Consider the following 15717-nt stretch of genomic DNA (forward strand, 5'->3'; position numbering starts at 1 on the left):
TCACATTGATTTTGGTATAATAATATAAATGTTCAAGTCTGATGATTATCCCAAAATAGGAATTTCATTTAATTGGTATCTCTCCAAACATGCAGATAAAACCATCTTCCATTCCATTGAAAGGTCCTCCAGTAATCATAATCGAACAAATCGTTTAATAGATAAAGATTTCAAAGTGGCTCGTATCCATGAAAAGATTGTAAATGCTCGCCATGACTTCCTACATAAGCTGTCAACAAAGCTGATTCGTGAAAACCAAACGATCAGCATCGAAGACTTACAGGTAAAAAACATGGTAAAGAATCGCAAGTTGGCGAAATCCATTACATATGCTTCATGGTCGGAGTTCGTTTCCATACTGGCGTACATGGCGCAATGGCACGGAAGAACCGTTGTTAAAGTAGGTAAGACGTTTCCATCTAGCCAACTCTGCTCTTGTTGTGGTTATAGAAACAAAGACGTGAAGAATCTGAACCTGAGAGCGTGGACATGTCCAGAGTGCCAAACTGGGCATGATCGGGATATCAACGTTGCGACTAACATTTTGCAAGAAGGTTTAAAATGAATCGCCGTAGGAACTACGGTCTGAGCGTCAGTAGGTGGGACTACTCAAGAATAAACCACCTCTTAGTGTTAGCGTAGGTGGAGGGAGCTATAACAGCATCACTATAGCCAAACCCTAGCGAGTCAACTTGCTCACACTTCTTTGATGGGATCCTGATAGGCATTCGTTGCCAGCTTATGTAATTTTTTAATCACTTGATTGATCAACTGAAGTTCCAGTTTAAAGTGCATTTATGCCAATTCAATGGGATACATGCTCAGTTCCGAAATATACGAGGTGCCATTTTGTGGCCATATCTGATATTGCGCTGACAACCTATCGGTTCGCTTTTTACGCCCCTTTAAATGGTGAAATAATGTCTCATGATGAAGGTCTGCACCTGCAAAAATCATTTTGACAATCAGTTTATATCTTATAATCGGGTAAGCAGGATTTTCTTCAATCCACTGATATAATTGATCCCATCCATACGAGGTTAATACAGTTTGCGCCCACTTGTTTCTTCTTGTTTGCATAACACCTTCTGTTCTTCTTCCTTTTTTTTAATCGAGGATAGATGCTTTCGCAACAAATGGTGCCGATATACTGATCTCTACCCTCTACTTCAAGCTCTGCTTCGATTTCATAGCCAGTCTGCGGTCCACAACTCATATAGTCTATTTTCAATTTAAACCTCCATGTATCATATTAATGTATGACAACAATACATATATCAAGTTAAATAAATAAGACTTGCCACCTGACAAGTCTTTAAACTATATATATTAAGGGGGCTAAATCTTGTACGCTTAAAACGATTTATGAATGGCTTGTGCCTTCAAATGGTTTACAAATGAGATAGTTGACATTTAACTCCACGGTAAAGCGGACGAGATCACTACTCGTATTACAAAGCTCCAATCGATCTAGGTTTTCTTCTTCCAGAGCAATAACAGTTCCAGAATTTAATACGTAGGTTTTAGTGGTATTATCCTTGGTTATTACTTTCAATGTTATCGTCGCTGTATCAGGATTAAATCCAGCTCCAACAGAAAACACTGTAGGATAATCTCCCATAACCTGATTAATGAATATCGTTCGATTTCCTTCCGACTCTAAATCGAACTCTAGGATAAATCCACTAAAAAGTGTAGGCGTAAAAGAACACACAGGCGTACTTTTATCCTTACTTTCGTTACAATGAACAAAGACATCCCCACATTTTTTCTTTGAAACCAATTTAGGTTTTTTTTGTGGCATATGTTTCGCATATGCATTTTTCTTACCTTTTATTTTTTTTTTACCAATCCCCGAAGAAGCCGTAGAATCTGCTTTTTTCAAAAACATCAACCCTCTCGTTTATATTTATACAAAACTTATTTTGAAATGCTCTACTACTTCTATCTTATTTTCAGATATATAATTTGACTAAACCTCTATACATTGAATCAAACCCCAATTTTTTGTTATGCCGCTATTCCTCTTCCCACACAGATAGGTATCGATACAATTGTATATTTAAATCAGTCCAAGACTGGAGATTAACCTGAATAGGCAATTTGAATAGCGACGATTTTTAATCCTAAAGGAATTGAAAGAAGATCGAACTCCAATTAAAATGATTGTGTCTAGCAAACAGTCTAAGGAGGACGATCTCATGAGCAAGTCTACTATGTTTACGAATTACATACGTAATGAAAGTGCAGAACCATCGGTTTTGCGCTTCAAATCTTTATCTATTAAACGATTTGTTCGATTATGATTACTGGAGGACCTTTCAATGGAATGGAAGATGGTTTTATCTGCATGTTTGGAGAGATACCCATTACATGAAATTCCTATTTTTGGATAATCATCAGAGCTGATAAATGCTATTTATAAACGAAGTACAAACATAAGAGGAATTATTTATGCAGGAGTGAAATAATAAGAAATAAAGAAGATGCGCTTGCCGCTGGTACTAGTGAGGAAGCGAAGGCTGGAACCCATAGGAAACTTGAAAGCGAGAAACTTCAAAATTACTGGAGCAAATAACGATGATGGTCATGCGCGTATGTTAATTTGGGATCTTAACAGCGAAAATTTAGATCAGGTCACGATTCTTGTAGATGAAAGGGGTAAAAGATAGCGGTGGTGGTATCGCTTATGGCGTTAAAACTTATTTTAATGTAGTTTCAACGGATAGTATGAATACCTACACCGTGACGCCTTAATCTATAACAAAGAGGGGGGATCGAAACTCCCTCTTCGCTATAGTGGCTTAACGTATTTAATGGTCTCTGCTTGATAACCTGCTCTTTCGTATCGTGTTTTAGCTCGGCTATTGTTGGCGAAGACATTTAAGACGATCGTTTTTAAACCTTGTTTTCTGCTCCATGTTTCAGCAAAATCTAAGAGTTTCATACCAACACCACGCCCTTCAGCCTGCTTTGTAACGGCCAATGATTTAATAAATCCTTGGGTCTCTTTGGTGAAAAAATCTACTGAAATGCCAATATAAATGTAGCCGAGAAACAATTGGTTGGTATCGATTGCGACAAAATGTTTTGATTGTTCTTCGAGGCAATAAATGTCAGCCTGATGAAGTTCTTTTTGTGCTTGTTCAAAAGAAGGACGGTCGCGCCAGTTCGGAAGGTCAAACTCAGCATACCGGCTAGTTAGTTGTAGGATGTCCTCAATATCCGTTTCAAGCAGGGGCCTAATTTGAATATCTGTTTTCAATACTATTTCAACTCCTGTATCTATTAAATATAACAATCACATATTATAAATTTTAGCATATATATATAGAAGTGTTTATAAAAAGGAGGTGTTCATATGTCACTGACAGGTACATGGAATGGAAACGATGGTTCTGTAACGCAAATACGAGAACTTGAAACGGATACAGCAAAAACGATTATTTGGTATTCAAGTAACGGTGGTAGTTCCCCCTTTTCAAACATTTTTACGGGTTCATATCTACCAGACGGAACTGGAATCATACTAGGTCAATGGGATGATGTACCACCAAATACCTTATCGAATTCAGGGACGCTGCGCCTATCTGTTAATGCTGCTGAAACACAAATTTCACAAGTAAGTGCTTCAGAAGGTTATGGTACCACGTTATGGACGAAGGCTTGATAAACATGTAAGGCAGTTAAGTGGGAATCCTTAACTGCCTATTTAAAAAATAGAAATAAAAAGGTTTATGATATTGATTGAACGACCAATTAATATTATAATAAATGTGCACCCACTTGACGTTTGGAGGGTTAACATGAATATACAAAAAAGTACAAAAGATAATCGTAAAGAAAGAATATTGAGTGCGGGCTATCGTCTGTTTGGTCGCTTTGGTTATGCACATACATCAATGAAACAAATTGCTAAGGAAGCTGATGTTGCCCAGGGGCTCATTTCGTATTATTTTGAGAACAAAGAAGGGCTTTTGGTAGCCATCGTGAGAGAACGTATGATAGGAAAAGGGATTCCTAATACCATGCGTCAGTTATCAGAAGTCTCTAATAAAGATGAGTTACTTGCTAAGGCGTATACTTACATTGTATCTTTGCGTCGTGAACATCCTGAATGGTTTACGATGTTACTCAGTTTGTGGTTAGAAAGCCGATTACAACCTAAACTAGCGATTGAATTGGATGCCATCTACCGCGAGATGCAGGCTGGTGTTCAAGAAGTTTTGGAGCAGTGTGGCTTTACAGGGAAAGAGGATGAATTACATACATACGCGGCGATTATTCAAGCGATGGTCGATGGGTTAACCATTCGATCTAGTTTAAATGATGATGAACTCTCGATGCTTCAGGGAGAAGGTTGGAAGGGGATACAGTGGTTGTTGTCGGGAAGAATGCTTGGCAAATAAAATAAATACTTTGGGCGAGGAGCAGGATATGAAAGAGATAAAGACGACAATTGAAATCAATGCTTCTAAAGAAGTGGTATGGACGCATTTAATGCATGTTGTATCTTATCCGGAGTGGAATCCCTTTATGAAAATTACAGGAGAATTGAAAGTGGGAGAAAGGATACAAGTAGAAATTAGCCCACCTCAAGCCAAAAAAATGACTTTTCGCCCCAAAGTATTGGTAAGAGAAGAAATGAAAGAATTACGATGGTTGGGACGAGTTCTTCTGCCAGGTATTTTTGATGGGGAGCATATCTTTGAAATTGAAGAGATGGATCATAATCATGTAATATTGGTGCATCGAGAGATTTTTAAAGGAATCTTGGTACCATTTATGAAAAAACAATTGGATCAAAATACGAAGCAGGGTTTTATATTGATGAATGAAGCATTGAAAGAACATATAGAAGGAAAAGTGCTGTCTGCATAGACAGCACCAGTGAAACACATTTAATGTAAAGGTGTCGACTGAAAATGAGCGGGTTCAAATGATTGGATGAGTTGTGTAGATTGTTCTTGTGTAAATTGAGGAACACAGTAGAAGCCATTTTGGTTTTGATACAAGAAAATTTCATATGCCATTTCGACACTGTTTGGTATACTTGCAGATAACACACGGCGTACAACAGGATTGGTTACTTCACAAGCTGCTCCAGCTTGTAAGAGAGAGCGAGATTTTTGCAGATCTAACATTCCAGCTGCGATCTGTTGGTCTCCAAATTGACTAGCATCTTGACAGGGTTGATGCGGAGCTGTAGATTGCATGCCAAAAGTGACATTATTTTCTTGTTGCATGTTATAAGCTTGAGTTGGAACTTGGGGATCTTGACCGGTAGAGAAGCAGTCTAATAAAGTATTATATTCTTGTTGTACCGCTTGGTATTGTCGTTCGATGATGTCACGTAATTCCGGGCTTTGACAATGTTGTTTATACAATGTGTACTGATCCATACAATTGATACAACTAGATAATACTTCATGTATATCTTCAATTTCATGTGCACCATGGTTTAAATGGGCTGGTACTTGTCCGTATTGGATACTTTCAGATCCACTCATTTGTGATTGCTGTTGCATTGTATCTCCTCCAAGTTGATATTAAAAAACTTAGTTATTAATATGTGATGTGTCCTTCTTTTTTATCCGATTGATAACATAAAATGGCTCGCATGAAGAGGGTTTTTGCAGCCATGAAAAAATGGGTATGTCGATTCCGGTTTAAAAATAATTATTAATTATAAATATATGAAAGATAGAGGCGCCTCCTATGTTTACATAATGAAGGTCAATTAAATGAATCTGCATCAATAGCTACTAAAAATAAAAAGGCAAGCGGTTCCAAAGTGGGGAATTAAACGGACAACAAGCATATGTTGGTCATACTGTGTATCGTATTCTTAAATCAGAATGGCAGTATATGCACATATGAAAAAGGATGAATGGAGGATGAAATTGGATTTATATTATGAGAGATATGGAAAGGGAGAACCTATCGTTTTTCTTCATAGTGGGGGTGCAGATTTGCGGGACTGGATGTATATAGCGCCACTATTATCAAAGCACTACGAGGTGATCTCATTTGACGGTCGTGGAGCGGGTCGATCCCCATCACCAATTAAATATGCAAACTATGTAGAAGATGTAGGTTTACTCTTAGACCATTTAAATCTGAAAGAAGTGACGCTCGTGGGTCACTCAATGGGTGGACAGATTGCCACTGATTTTGCAATGCATAAACCGGATCGTGTATCAAAATTGGTATTAATTGCACCTTCTTTATCCGGGTATACGTATTCCAATGAATTCAATAATGAAATGAAGGAAATATTGAACGAAGCGCCAGATATTGAAAAAATGGTCACACGTGCTCTACGTGCACCCATGTATCAAATCATTACTAAACATCCACAGCTGGATTTAATGGTTCAGATGTTATCTGACCATTGTAAACGCATGTTGACTTGGCCAATTTTTGAAATGATTTGGCCTCAACCTCTGACAGCAGAAAGATTAGAACGATTAGAAGCGGAAACGCTTTTCATTATAGGTTCTGAAGATTCGAAAGAAAACTTTCGAGTTGCTACCTGTTTTCAGGTTGTTCCTCATATTCGATCGGAACAAGTTTCGGGTGCAGACCATATGGTAACACTCACTCATCCAAACGCTGTCTACAGATTGATTAAAGGATTTATGGATGGATCATAAAATGAAAAAAACTTCCTCTCATCTATAGATGAGAGGAAGTTCAGATTGCTGGAGAGTTCATTTTCTGATTTTGGATTTTTAGTCTTTTATGGTTTACAGGCGACTATCTTGTAACAGACGTTCCATCTCTTCTTTATGCCTGGTTTCATCTGCAATAAGATCTTCCAGTTTAATTTTTAACTCAATTTCACCACATGCTTCAGCTTGTTGAATACGCTCTGTATAGCGCTTAATCGTGTCAATTTCAGCTTGTAAAGTGACCTCTAACATTTCTTTTACATCCCGAGTTCTCTTTACCTCATAAGAATTAACAACCGGTTCACCACCTAATGTGGCGATTTTATCTGCTAAATACTGTGCATGACTTGCTTCATCAGAAGCTTCTGCTTCAAAAAAATCTTTCAGTGTTAAGCGGGCCAAGCCAGTAACAACAGCAGCATTATAGATATACTGATGAATGGCTGTTAATTCTTGTGCTAAATCTTCATTTAGTCCATCGAGTAATTGTTTTTTATTTGCATCCATTTCTGATCCGCTCCTTTAAAAGTGTCTTCTATTAGACATTACCCGATTTTAATATTTTCATGCATTAATTTTTAAAGATCCTCCTTCATCCATTCCAGAAACCGCATTAATTTCCCTTCATATCCTTGGGAAGAAGGTTCATAAAACTGTTTTTGCAAATGTTCATCAGGCAAATATTGTTGTTTTACATAATGACGAGGATATTCATGCGGATATAAATAACCGATACCACGATCGGAAGAAACAATGTCTTGCGAAGCATGTGTATCACGCAAGTGTGAAGGGACATGTGCAAATTGCTCGGATTGAACAGCTTTAGTCGCTTGATCGATTCCTTTGATTACACTGTTACTTTTAGGTGCAGTAGCGATGTAAAGTACAGCTTCAGCTAATGGAATTCTTGCTTCTGGCAACCCGATATAATCAACTGCATGCGCAGTGGATGACGCGATAAGCAGAGCGCGAGGATCAGCCATTCCTACGTCTTCAGCAGCATGTACAAAAATACGTCTTGCAATGAAGCGAGGATCTTCCCCCGCTTGTAACATTTTTGCTAAATAATATAGAGCGGCATCAGGATCAGAACCGCGCATACTTTTGATGAAAGCAGAAATGGTATCATAGTGTTGATCTTTATCTTTGTCATAGCGAATTCTTTTTTGTTGAATGGATTCCTCCGCAATTTGCAGAGTGATGTAACGAATGCCATCTGAATCAGGTGGAGTCGTTAGTATGGCTAGTTCTAGGGCATTTAAAGCATCGCGGCAATCTCCTCCTGCTACACGAATCAAATGCGTAAAGGCCTCATCCTCCACATGTACTTTATATTCACCCATTCCTCGCTCTAAATCGGTTAGCGCCCGATCAAGAATCGCTCTTACATCTTTATCACGAAGAGGATGAAGTAAGAAAATACGCGATCGTGATAACAGAGCTTGATTCACTTCAAAAGAGGGATTTTCAGTGGTCGCACCGATGAGTTGAATTGTACCCTCTTCTACATGTGGTAAAAGCGCATCTTGTTGTGCGCGATTAAAGCGGTGTATTTCATCAATAAATAATAGCGTGCGTTGATCGTGTAAAGTAAGTCTTTTCTTTGCATCTTCTACAATTCGTCGAATATCTGGAATGCCAGCCGTAACCGCATTTAATTGTTCAAAGTAAGCTTTTGTGGTTCCAGCTATAACATGTGCAAGTGTTGTTTTTCCTGTTCCAGGAGGACCATGTAAAATGATCGATGAAATTTGATCTGCTTCGATCGCTCTACGAAGTAATCTTCCTTTACCTAATAGATGTGCTTGACCAACCATTTCATTGATATGGCGTGGGCGTATCCGGGCCGCAAGTGGTACTTTCGTTTTATGTGTTTGTTGACTACCAAATTCAAAAAGATCCACGAATCATCACTCTTTCACTGACGGTTAAATAGAAAAATTATGGATATTAATTCACTTGTAATTAAAATAGATATGGGATAATTGAAGGGATTTGTATCCAATCCTAAAAGTAATTATACCACCAGTCTTAAACATAAGAGATCATCGGTGGTCGATTTGTTCTGTTCATACTATAATAGGAACAGAAAGCATTTGTAAATCCATCTACAAATTGAACCTCTTATAAATGGTTTTTTTAGGACGTAAGAAGACAATAGAAAATGGTTTGTGAATTAAGTATGAGCATTTATGACTAAAATGAGGTGGAAATGTGAAAATATCTACAAAAGGTCGCTATGGACTTACGATTATGATGGAATTGGCACTCAAAATAGGAAAAGGCCCCATTCCCTTAAAAAGTATTGCTGAGCAACACGAGCTATCAGAACATTACTTAGAGCAACTGATCGCACCATTACGGAACGCAGGATTAGTAAAAAGCGTTAGAGGTGCATATGGTGGCTATAAATTAGCACATCCTCCGGCAGAAATAACCGCTGGTGACGTGATTCGTGTCTTAGAGGGGCCTATTAGTCCAGTTGAATTTACAGAAGAAGAAAATTTAGCACGTCGCGATCTATGGAAGCGTGTAAGAGATGCAATTGCGCACGAATTAGATTCTACTACGTTGGCAGATTTGATTGATTATTCCAGTGAGGGAAAGAATGATCAATATATGTTTTATATATAGAGGCTGTGCCTCATAGAGAAGGTGGAAGATAAAGTGAATGTTTATTTAGATCATGCAGCGACAACACCGATACACCCTGAAGTTCGACTTGCTATGCTACCTTATCTAGAGGATAGCTTTGGAAATCCTTCAAGTATCCATTCATTTGGAAGAAGAGCGCGACATGCGATTGATCATGCACGTGATCAAGTAGCAAATGGGTTAAATACAAAAGCAAATCATATTGTATTTACAAGTGGAGGTACAGAAGCAGACAATCTGGCTGTTATGGGAGTCGCTCAAGCAGAGCGTAGTAATGGGAAAAACCATATTATTACAACTCAAATTGAACACCATGCCGTGTTAGATACCTGTAGATACCTTGAGACATTGGGATATGAGATTACTTACTTACCGGTTGATCGAACCGGACGTATGGATCTAAACGACTTAAAGACTGCAATAACAGAAAGAACGGCTTTAATCTCGATTATGTATGGAAATAACGAGGTCGGGACGTTACAGCCAATTAGAGAAATCGGCGAATTAGCTAAAGAAAAAGGGATTATTTTTCATACAGATGCTGTTCAAGCCCTGGGTGTGAAAAAATTAGATGTCAATGATTTACCAGTAGATTTACTTACGATTACGGGACATAAAATAAACGGGCCAAAAGGAATAGGAGCCCTCTATATAAAAGATAATTTAAAGATAATTCCGCGTACCTTTGGCGGATCTCAAGAACGGAGAAAACGACCTGGTACTGAAAATATCTTGGGAATTATCGGTCTAGGTCAAGCGGTTGAAATTGCAGTGAAAAATCAGGAACAAAATGAGCAACGTTTAGATGAACTCCGCAACCATTTCTTGCAAGCGTTAGACATACACCATATACAGTATGTGATGAATGGAAATAGGGAGTTGACTCTTCCTCATATATTAAATATAAGTTTTCCTGGTATGGACACCGAAACACTTCTCATGAACCTGGATATGGTTGGTATTGCCTGCTCAAGTGGCTCAGCATGTACTTCTGGCACTTTAGAAGTCTCACACGTACTAGAAGCAATGAACTTATCGAAGCAAATTACAAAATCAGCAGTCCGATTTAGTCTCGGTTTGGGGACGAAAACGGCAGAAATTGATTATACCGTTCAACAAATACAACGGATTATGAATCGCCTTCAAGGCAACTAAGTCGTGGTAGCACGAATATACATACGTAGGTTCATGTTTAGAGGAAGGGAGAGCGATGATGAACTTGAATCATAAAGAATGGGAACAGAAAATGGATAATATTAATTGGAAAGAGATGTTAGAAGACGTAGAAGCTGCACTAATGGACAATTTAGCTGCTGAAATCGGCTTTCCCACATATGATCGGTTGCTACAATCTTCCGAACTGATTTCCGGAAGATATCACCTTACATATTTATCTGATGGACGTTTTGCTTGGTGGAATCCAGATACCTATGCGACAGGAGAAGATCCATGTTTTTTTTCGAATAAGGAAGAGATGGTGGCGTATATCGCCAGCGTGATACAATTAAATCAAGAGCAACAAGAGAAACTACGGTTTAACTTACAATCTTTTCAACAGATGAAGCGCTGTGAAACATGTGATCATGAGTATAATCCGAAAGATCCCATCCGTTATGAATGGGATGGTGACAAAGACAATCAAGCGTATTGCTCTTTTGAATGTGCGGTTGAATCCGTTTTAAAAGAAGAAAAAGATTTTTAGATAAACTTAATAAGTAGTAGGATAAATGTTCTGCTATTTAAAGGTGTGCATGAGAATTGAATCCATCACAAAATGAATTGTTTGAAAAAAGTTATCTGATAGGGTCTTTTATCCAGACGATTTATTATAATGAAGAAAATGGGTATGGTGTGTTTACGATGTTGGTCAGTAAAGCTTCCATTACTTTGGAAGATGAGCGTGTCACTGTCGTTGGACATATGTTACGTCCGCATGAGGATGAAGTATATCGTTGCCAGGGGGAGTGGCGTGAACACCCTAAATTTGGGAAACAATATTATATAGAAAGCGTAAAAAGAGAGTTGCCTCAAACGAAAGAGGCGATTGTTAAGTATTTATCAAGTGGTCTTTTTGAGGGGATTGGTAAAAAAACAGCACAAAAAATAGTAGACATCTTGGGGATTGAAGCCCTAAATGAAATCACAGCCAATCCGGATATACTTATGGAAATAAAAGGAATATCACCTAGTCGCGCTCAGAAGCTTGCAGAACAACTATATGAAAATCAAGTGCTTGAACAAGCATTAGTTTACTTATATCAAATTGGACTTGGACCAGCACTTGCTCTAAAAATTGTGCAGACTTATAAACATCAAACCATTTCGCTCATAAAAGAAAATCCTTATCGCATGATTGAAGATATAGAAGGAATTGGCTTTCGACGTGCTGATGAAATGGCTAAAATACAGGGTTTAAGCGCTGACGCGCGTGAAAGATTAGATGCGGCTTATTTATATACATTACAAGATGCTTCGATGACAAATGGTCACGTATTTGTGAATCAGGATGAGCTTCACTCCTTGGTAGATGCTTTACTAGGTGATGAGGCAACGGCTCTATTTCCATTAGAACGAAGAGAATCATCATTACAGTATTTACTCGATGAAGAAAAGATCTTATCTGAAGAAGATCGTTATTACTTGCCTTCGTTATATTTCGCAGAGTACGGGTTGGCGACTAGAATAAAAGCGCTTATTCATGATGAAATGGACCATGAATTTTCTGTTGCAGATTTGTACGGGGCTATTGGTGAAGTCGAGGAGAGCGAGCAGGTTTGTTATGCAGATCAGCAACGTGAAGCGATTACGACAGCACTCTCATCATCACTAATGATCTTAACCGGAGGGCCAGGAACTGGTAAAACAACCGTGATTAAAGGGATTTGTCAAGTATATGCCAAGTTGCATGGACAGGAGCTAGATCAATCAGCTAGCGGAAATGATGAGGCGCATGCGATTCGTTTGGTAGCTCCTACTGGACGGGCTGCAAAAAGAATGCAAGAGACTACTGGATTACCTGCCATGACGATTCATCGCTTACTAGGATGGCGTGGTGATTTTTTTGAGCATGATGCAAATGAGCCAATCTCGGGGGCGCTCCTGATTGTAGATGAAGTTTCTATGTTAGATATCTGGCTAGCTAACCAGCTTTTTCGAGCGATACCTCAGGGAATGCAGGTGATTTTAGTAGGAGATCAAGATCAATTACCATCAGTTGGACCAGGCCAAGTGCTGCAACAATTACTGGCAGTACCTAAGATTCCACGTGTTCAACTAAATGAAATTTTTAGACAAGCAGAAGGCTCATCCATTATTGAATTGGCACATGGATTAAAAAAAGGTGAAGTGCCAACTGATTTACTTACGCCGACTGCGGATCGCCGTTTTTTTTCTTGTTCGCGTGATCAAGTTTTAGATGTTATTTTAAAAACTTACCAAAATGCGGTTCACAAAGGTTACTCACTCTTTGATATTCAAGTGCTTGCTCCTATTTATAAAGGACCTGCTGGTGTAGATCGCATCAATCAAGAAATTCAAGCGATGATTAATCCTAAACATGTAGACAAAAAAGAATTGATGTGGGGAGATAAACTCTTTCGTTTACATGATAAAGTATTACAACTACAAAATCATCCTGAACATTCCGTTTATAATGGTGATATGGGGATGATTACAGCAGTTAATGAGAAAGCAGATTCCGATAGCCCTGCTTTATGGGTCCAATTTGACAAGCAAGAAGTTCCCTATAAAAGGAGTCAGCTTTCGCAAATTTCACTTGCATATGCCTGCTCTGTACATAAAGCACAAGGTTCTGAATTTGCAATTGTGATTTTCCCTATTTTGTATACGTATCGTCGCATGTTGCAGAAAAAGCTAATTTATACAGGGATAACAAGAAGTAAGTCATTTTTAATTTTATGTGGAGAACATGAAGCACTCCGTATGGGAATAGAGTCAAAGTACACAGATCAGAGAAATACCTGTTTGACCCAAATCATCTTAGAAGAGCATTAAGTTACCAGATCTTTTCAACAGCGGGAATAAGTAGTCCGTATACCTCCTTTTATACGTTACATACTAGATGTAGCGGGAGGAGGTTGAACTCTTTGCGCAACTCCCAGGAAGTGATTGGTTTATCAGTGATTCATTTAAAATCAGGTAAAAAGATGGGGACGGTCACAGATCTTTTATTTAATGAACAGCAAAAATTTCAAGGAATATTACTGGAGACGGATGGTTTTTTTCATAAACGTAAGTTTGCTCCAGCTGACCACATTCAGATCGGGCAAGATGCTGTCATGATACAACATGGGGATGCGATTCAGCCGCTTCGATCCGAGATAGAGTCTTACACAGGTATTTTATCAGGCAAAAAGAAACTACGCGGTCAAGCTTTTATGCTCAGTGATGGACGTGAAATAGGGCTGATTGAAAATGTCTACTTCATGGAAGAACTGGGCACCCTGATAGGGTACGAAGTCTCTGAAGGATTGATTCACGACTTTCGCTATGGTCGCAAACTGGTCCAAGCAACGGAGCCTCTACTGTGGGGTGATGATGTTTGTATTGCATCAGCAGACCATGTACGGATTAAAGATAAGTAGTGAAAGAAGGTAAAAGCGGTGTTGATTCGTTGTCCAAATTGTAATTCGCACGACCTGGGAAAAGTTAGTACCAATCAATTATATTGTTGGCATTGCTTTATTGAGCTGACAACCAACAAAAATCAAATTTCTTCCGTTTATCAAGTTGAAGAAGACGGGACTTTGACCTCTCTAAATGACCTATTTTTAGATGAATCACAGCAACAAGTAAATGGCTGAAAGGTACTTGAACAACAAAGGAGAGAGTACCATGGGACGTCAAAAAACGATTACAATGTTGGCGGGTGGTTTACTTGCAATGGCAGGGATCATGGGGATACAAAGACGTCGTCGTCGAAAAACGATACGTTATCAGCTGGAACGAGCGATGCGTGGTATGATGCCAATGGGTATGATGAAGAATCAATTAAGGCATTGGATGAAACGTATCCAGTTTGTTCGTTAGAGAAAAAGCCTTCAAACCTCACTCTGGTTTGAAGGCTTTTTTGGACATAATTTGTCCGTCATTATCGTATGCTAGTTAAGGAGAAGTGTACGGGGGTGTAGCACTGTGAAATGGTGGCAAGAGTATCGAATTCTGATTTGGTCGGTATTTGTACTGGTAATACTTGCAATTCTTTACTTTTTAGCACAGCTTGCACCCTATTTAGAAGTGATTTTTATCTTTATAAAAGCTGTACTCGGGCCTTTTATCATTGCGATGATCATTTCCTATTTACTTAATCCGATCGTGAACATATTAAGCTATCGTGCTGTGCCGCGTGCACTGTCTGTCCTTTTAATTTACACGATCTTTATTTTTTCCTTAGTCATACTTATTTTAAATACACTTCCTTTGCTGGAAGAACAACTGCAAGAGATGGTTGAACAGATTCCGCAGTGGAGTAAACAAATACAGCTTATGATAGAGGAATACAATCATCATGGTAAAGAACTACTGCCAATAAGTGTACAAGCTGGGATCGAGAATTTGCTCACACGCATTGAAAGTGGAATTACCAACTATGTAGGTAATATGATGGGCGGACTTAGCAGTACCATTAACCAAATTTTTATCGCATTTGTGGTTCCATTTTTGTCATTTTATATGATGAAGGATGCCAAAACAATCGAGAAATCAATGATAGCCATATTGCCAGTGAGCAGTAGAAAAAGCTGGATCCGCTTATTTAGAGATATTGATCGTGCATTAGGAAATTATATTAGAGGGCAGTTGCTCGTTTGTATGGTTGTCGGCATACTAGCTTATATCGGGTATCTTATTATTGGTCTGAAGTATGCACTGGTTTTAGCTATGGTTATCGCTGTTTTTAATGTTATTCCGTATCTAGGTCCAATATTGGGGGCGATACCTGCTGTTCTTGTAGCACTAGGTGATACCAATCAAATGGTTATCGCTGTACTCATTGTCAATTTGCTCGTACAGATTTTAGAAGGAAATGTGCTATCGCCTCAAATAGTAGGTCGAACTTTACATTTACATCCTCTTTTTATTATTTTAGCATTGCTTGTAGGAGGTCAACTAGGAGGTGTACTAGGTTTAATCTTAGCAGTTCCCGTATTTGCAACAGGTAAAGTGATAATAGAGCACAGTATGGAGCATTTTTCAAAGTATAATGTTTGAAACGAGCAACTGATTTATGTATAATGGAATTAGAAATTGAATATAAGAACGTTTTGATGAAACAAAGAACGATTTTGGTTCACTTACAGAGAGAGAAACGAATTGCTGAAACGTTTCTCAAGATCGAGCGAAGTCGTGGCCAGTTTCTGAACGCAGTTAA

18 protein-coding genes and 1 pseudogene are annotated in these 15717 nt (G+C 38.6%); 13 read left to right on the top strand and 6 right to left on the bottom strand.

Annotation, left to right across the window (positions count from 1 at the left end; genetic code table 11):
- Positions 1-118: 118 nt before the first annotated feature.
- Positions 119-565, top strand: a pseudogene (locus IC619_RS05715) (RNA-guided endonuclease TnpB family protein); the annotation flags it as partial.
- 230 nt (positions 566-795) lie between these two features.
- Here the strand turns inward: IC619_RS05715 and IC619_RS05720 are convergent.
- The 3 genes from IC619_RS05720 to IC619_RS05730 all read right to left on the bottom strand — a co-directional run bounded on the left by IC619_RS05720 (position 796) and on the right by IC619_RS05730 (position 3265).
- Positions 796-1080, bottom strand: a complete 285-nt coding sequence (locus tag IC619_RS05720) for a hypothetical protein (RefSeq protein ID WP_191139052.1) — start codon at positions 1078-1080, stop codon at positions 796-798.
- Positions 1081-1363: 283 nt separating this feature from the next.
- Positions 1364-1885 carry a hypothetical protein gene (locus IC619_RS05725; protein WP_191139051.1) on the bottom strand — a complete coding sequence of 174 codons (522 nt, stop codon included), beginning with the start codon at positions 1883-1885 and terminating at the stop codon, positions 1364-1366.
- 909 nt (positions 1886-2794) lie between these two features.
- A complete protein-coding gene (locus IC619_RS05730; RefSeq protein WP_191139050.1) occupies positions 2795-3265 on the bottom strand; it encodes a GNAT family N-acetyltransferase in 471 nt (156 codons plus the stop codon).
- Positions 3266-3361: 96 nt separating this feature from the next.
- Here IC619_RS05730 and IC619_RS05735 point away from each other — a divergent pair, with 96 nt between their 5' ends.
- The 3 genes from IC619_RS05735 to IC619_RS05745 all read left to right on the top strand — a co-directional run bounded on the left by IC619_RS05735 (position 3362) and on the right by IC619_RS05745 (position 4881).
- A complete protein-coding gene (locus IC619_RS05735; RefSeq protein ID WP_191139049.1) occupies positions 3362-3670 on the top strand; it encodes a hypothetical protein in 309 nt (102 codons plus the stop codon).
- Positions 3671-3806: 136 nt separating this feature from the next.
- Positions 3807-4409, top strand: coding sequence for a TetR/AcrR family transcriptional regulator (locus tag IC619_RS05740; protein WP_191139048.1), 603 nt, complete (start codon positions 3807-3809; stop codon positions 4407-4409).
- A gap of 28 nt (positions 4410-4437) precedes the next feature.
- Positions 4438-4881: an SRPBCC domain-containing protein gene (locus IC619_RS05745; RefSeq protein WP_191139047.1), complete on the top strand. Its 444-nt coding sequence runs from the start codon at positions 4438-4440 to the stop codon at positions 4879-4881.
- Positions 4882-4901: 20 nt separating this feature from the next.
- Here the strand turns inward: IC619_RS05745 and IC619_RS05750 are convergent, their stop codons facing one another.
- On the bottom strand, positions 4902-5528 hold the full coding sequence (locus tag IC619_RS05750) for a spore coat protein (protein WP_249669724.1): 627 nt from the start codon (positions 5526-5528) through the stop codon (positions 4902-4904).
- A 369-nt stretch (positions 5529-5897) separates the two neighbouring features.
- On the opposite strand from IC619_RS05750, the gene IC619_RS05755 reads away from it, so the two are divergent.
- Entirely contained in the window at positions 5898-6656 is a 759-nt protein-coding gene (locus tag IC619_RS05755) for an alpha/beta fold hydrolase (RefSeq protein WP_347239763.1), read from the top strand.
- A gap of 93 nt (positions 6657-6749) precedes the next feature.
- Here the strand turns inward: IC619_RS05755 and IC619_RS05760 are convergent, their stop codons facing one another.
- Positions 6750-7181, bottom strand: a complete 432-nt coding sequence (locus IC619_RS05760; RefSeq protein ID WP_191139046.1) for a ferritin-like domain-containing protein — start codon at positions 7179-7181, stop codon at positions 6750-6752.
- A 71-nt stretch (positions 7182-7252) separates the two neighbouring features.
- Positions 7253-8578, bottom strand: coding sequence for an AAA family ATPase (locus tag IC619_RS05765; protein ID WP_191139045.1), 1326 nt, complete (start codon positions 8576-8578; stop codon positions 7253-7255).
- Between the two features lie 310 nt (positions 8579-8888).
- Between IC619_RS05765 and cymR the strand changes: the two genes are divergently transcribed.
- From cymR to IC619_RS05805, 8 genes are all read left to right on the top strand, one after another.
- On the top strand, positions 8889-9308 hold the full coding sequence (gene cymR, locus IC619_RS05770) for a cysteine metabolism transcriptional regulator CymR (RefSeq protein WP_191139044.1): 420 nt from the start codon (positions 8889-8891) through the stop codon (positions 9306-9308).
- 33 nt (positions 9309-9341) lie between these two features.
- A complete protein-coding gene (locus IC619_RS05775; protein ID WP_191139043.1) occupies positions 9342-10484 on the top strand; it encodes an IscS subfamily cysteine desulfurase in 1143 nt (380 codons plus the stop codon).
- 58 nt (positions 10485-10542) lie between these two features.
- Positions 10543-11031, top strand: coding sequence for a hypothetical protein (locus IC619_RS05780; protein ID WP_191139042.1), 489 nt, complete (start codon positions 10543-10545; stop codon positions 11029-11031).
- A 56-nt stretch (positions 11032-11087) separates the two neighbouring features.
- The gene (recD2, locus tag IC619_RS05785) at positions 11088-13343 is read left to right on the top strand and encodes an SF1B family DNA helicase RecD2 (protein WP_191139041.1); all 2256 of its coding nucleotides are present in this window, start codon (positions 11088-11090) and stop codon (positions 13341-13343) included.
- Positions 13344-13435: 92 nt separating this feature from the next.
- Entirely contained in the window at positions 13436-13933 is a 498-nt protein-coding gene (locus IC619_RS05790) for a PRC-barrel domain-containing protein (RefSeq protein ID WP_191139040.1), read from the top strand.
- An 18-nt stretch (positions 13934-13951) separates the two neighbouring features.
- A complete protein-coding gene (locus tag IC619_RS05795; protein ID WP_191139039.1) occupies positions 13952-14152 on the top strand; it encodes a hypothetical protein in 201 nt (66 codons plus the stop codon).
- 31 nt (positions 14153-14183) lie between these two features.
- The gene (mprA, locus tag IC619_RS05800) at positions 14184-14378 is read left to right on the top strand and encodes an MprA protease, GlyGly-CTERM protein-sorting domain-containing form (RefSeq protein WP_191139038.1); all 195 of its coding nucleotides are present in this window, start codon (positions 14184-14186) and stop codon (positions 14376-14378) included.
- Between the two features lie 105 nt (positions 14379-14483).
- Complete coding sequence (locus IC619_RS05805) at positions 14484-15557, top strand: AI-2E family transporter (RefSeq protein WP_191139037.1); 1074 nt, start codon at positions 14484-14486, stop codon at positions 15555-15557.
- Positions 15558-15717 lie beyond the last annotated feature (160 nt).

Origin of the sequence: Polycladospora coralii (assembly GCF_014773435.2) — a bacterium.
In the GTDB taxonomy this organism is placed as follows: Bacteria; Bacillota; Bacilli; order Thermoactinomycetales; family Thermoactinomycetaceae; genus Polycladospora; species Polycladospora coralii.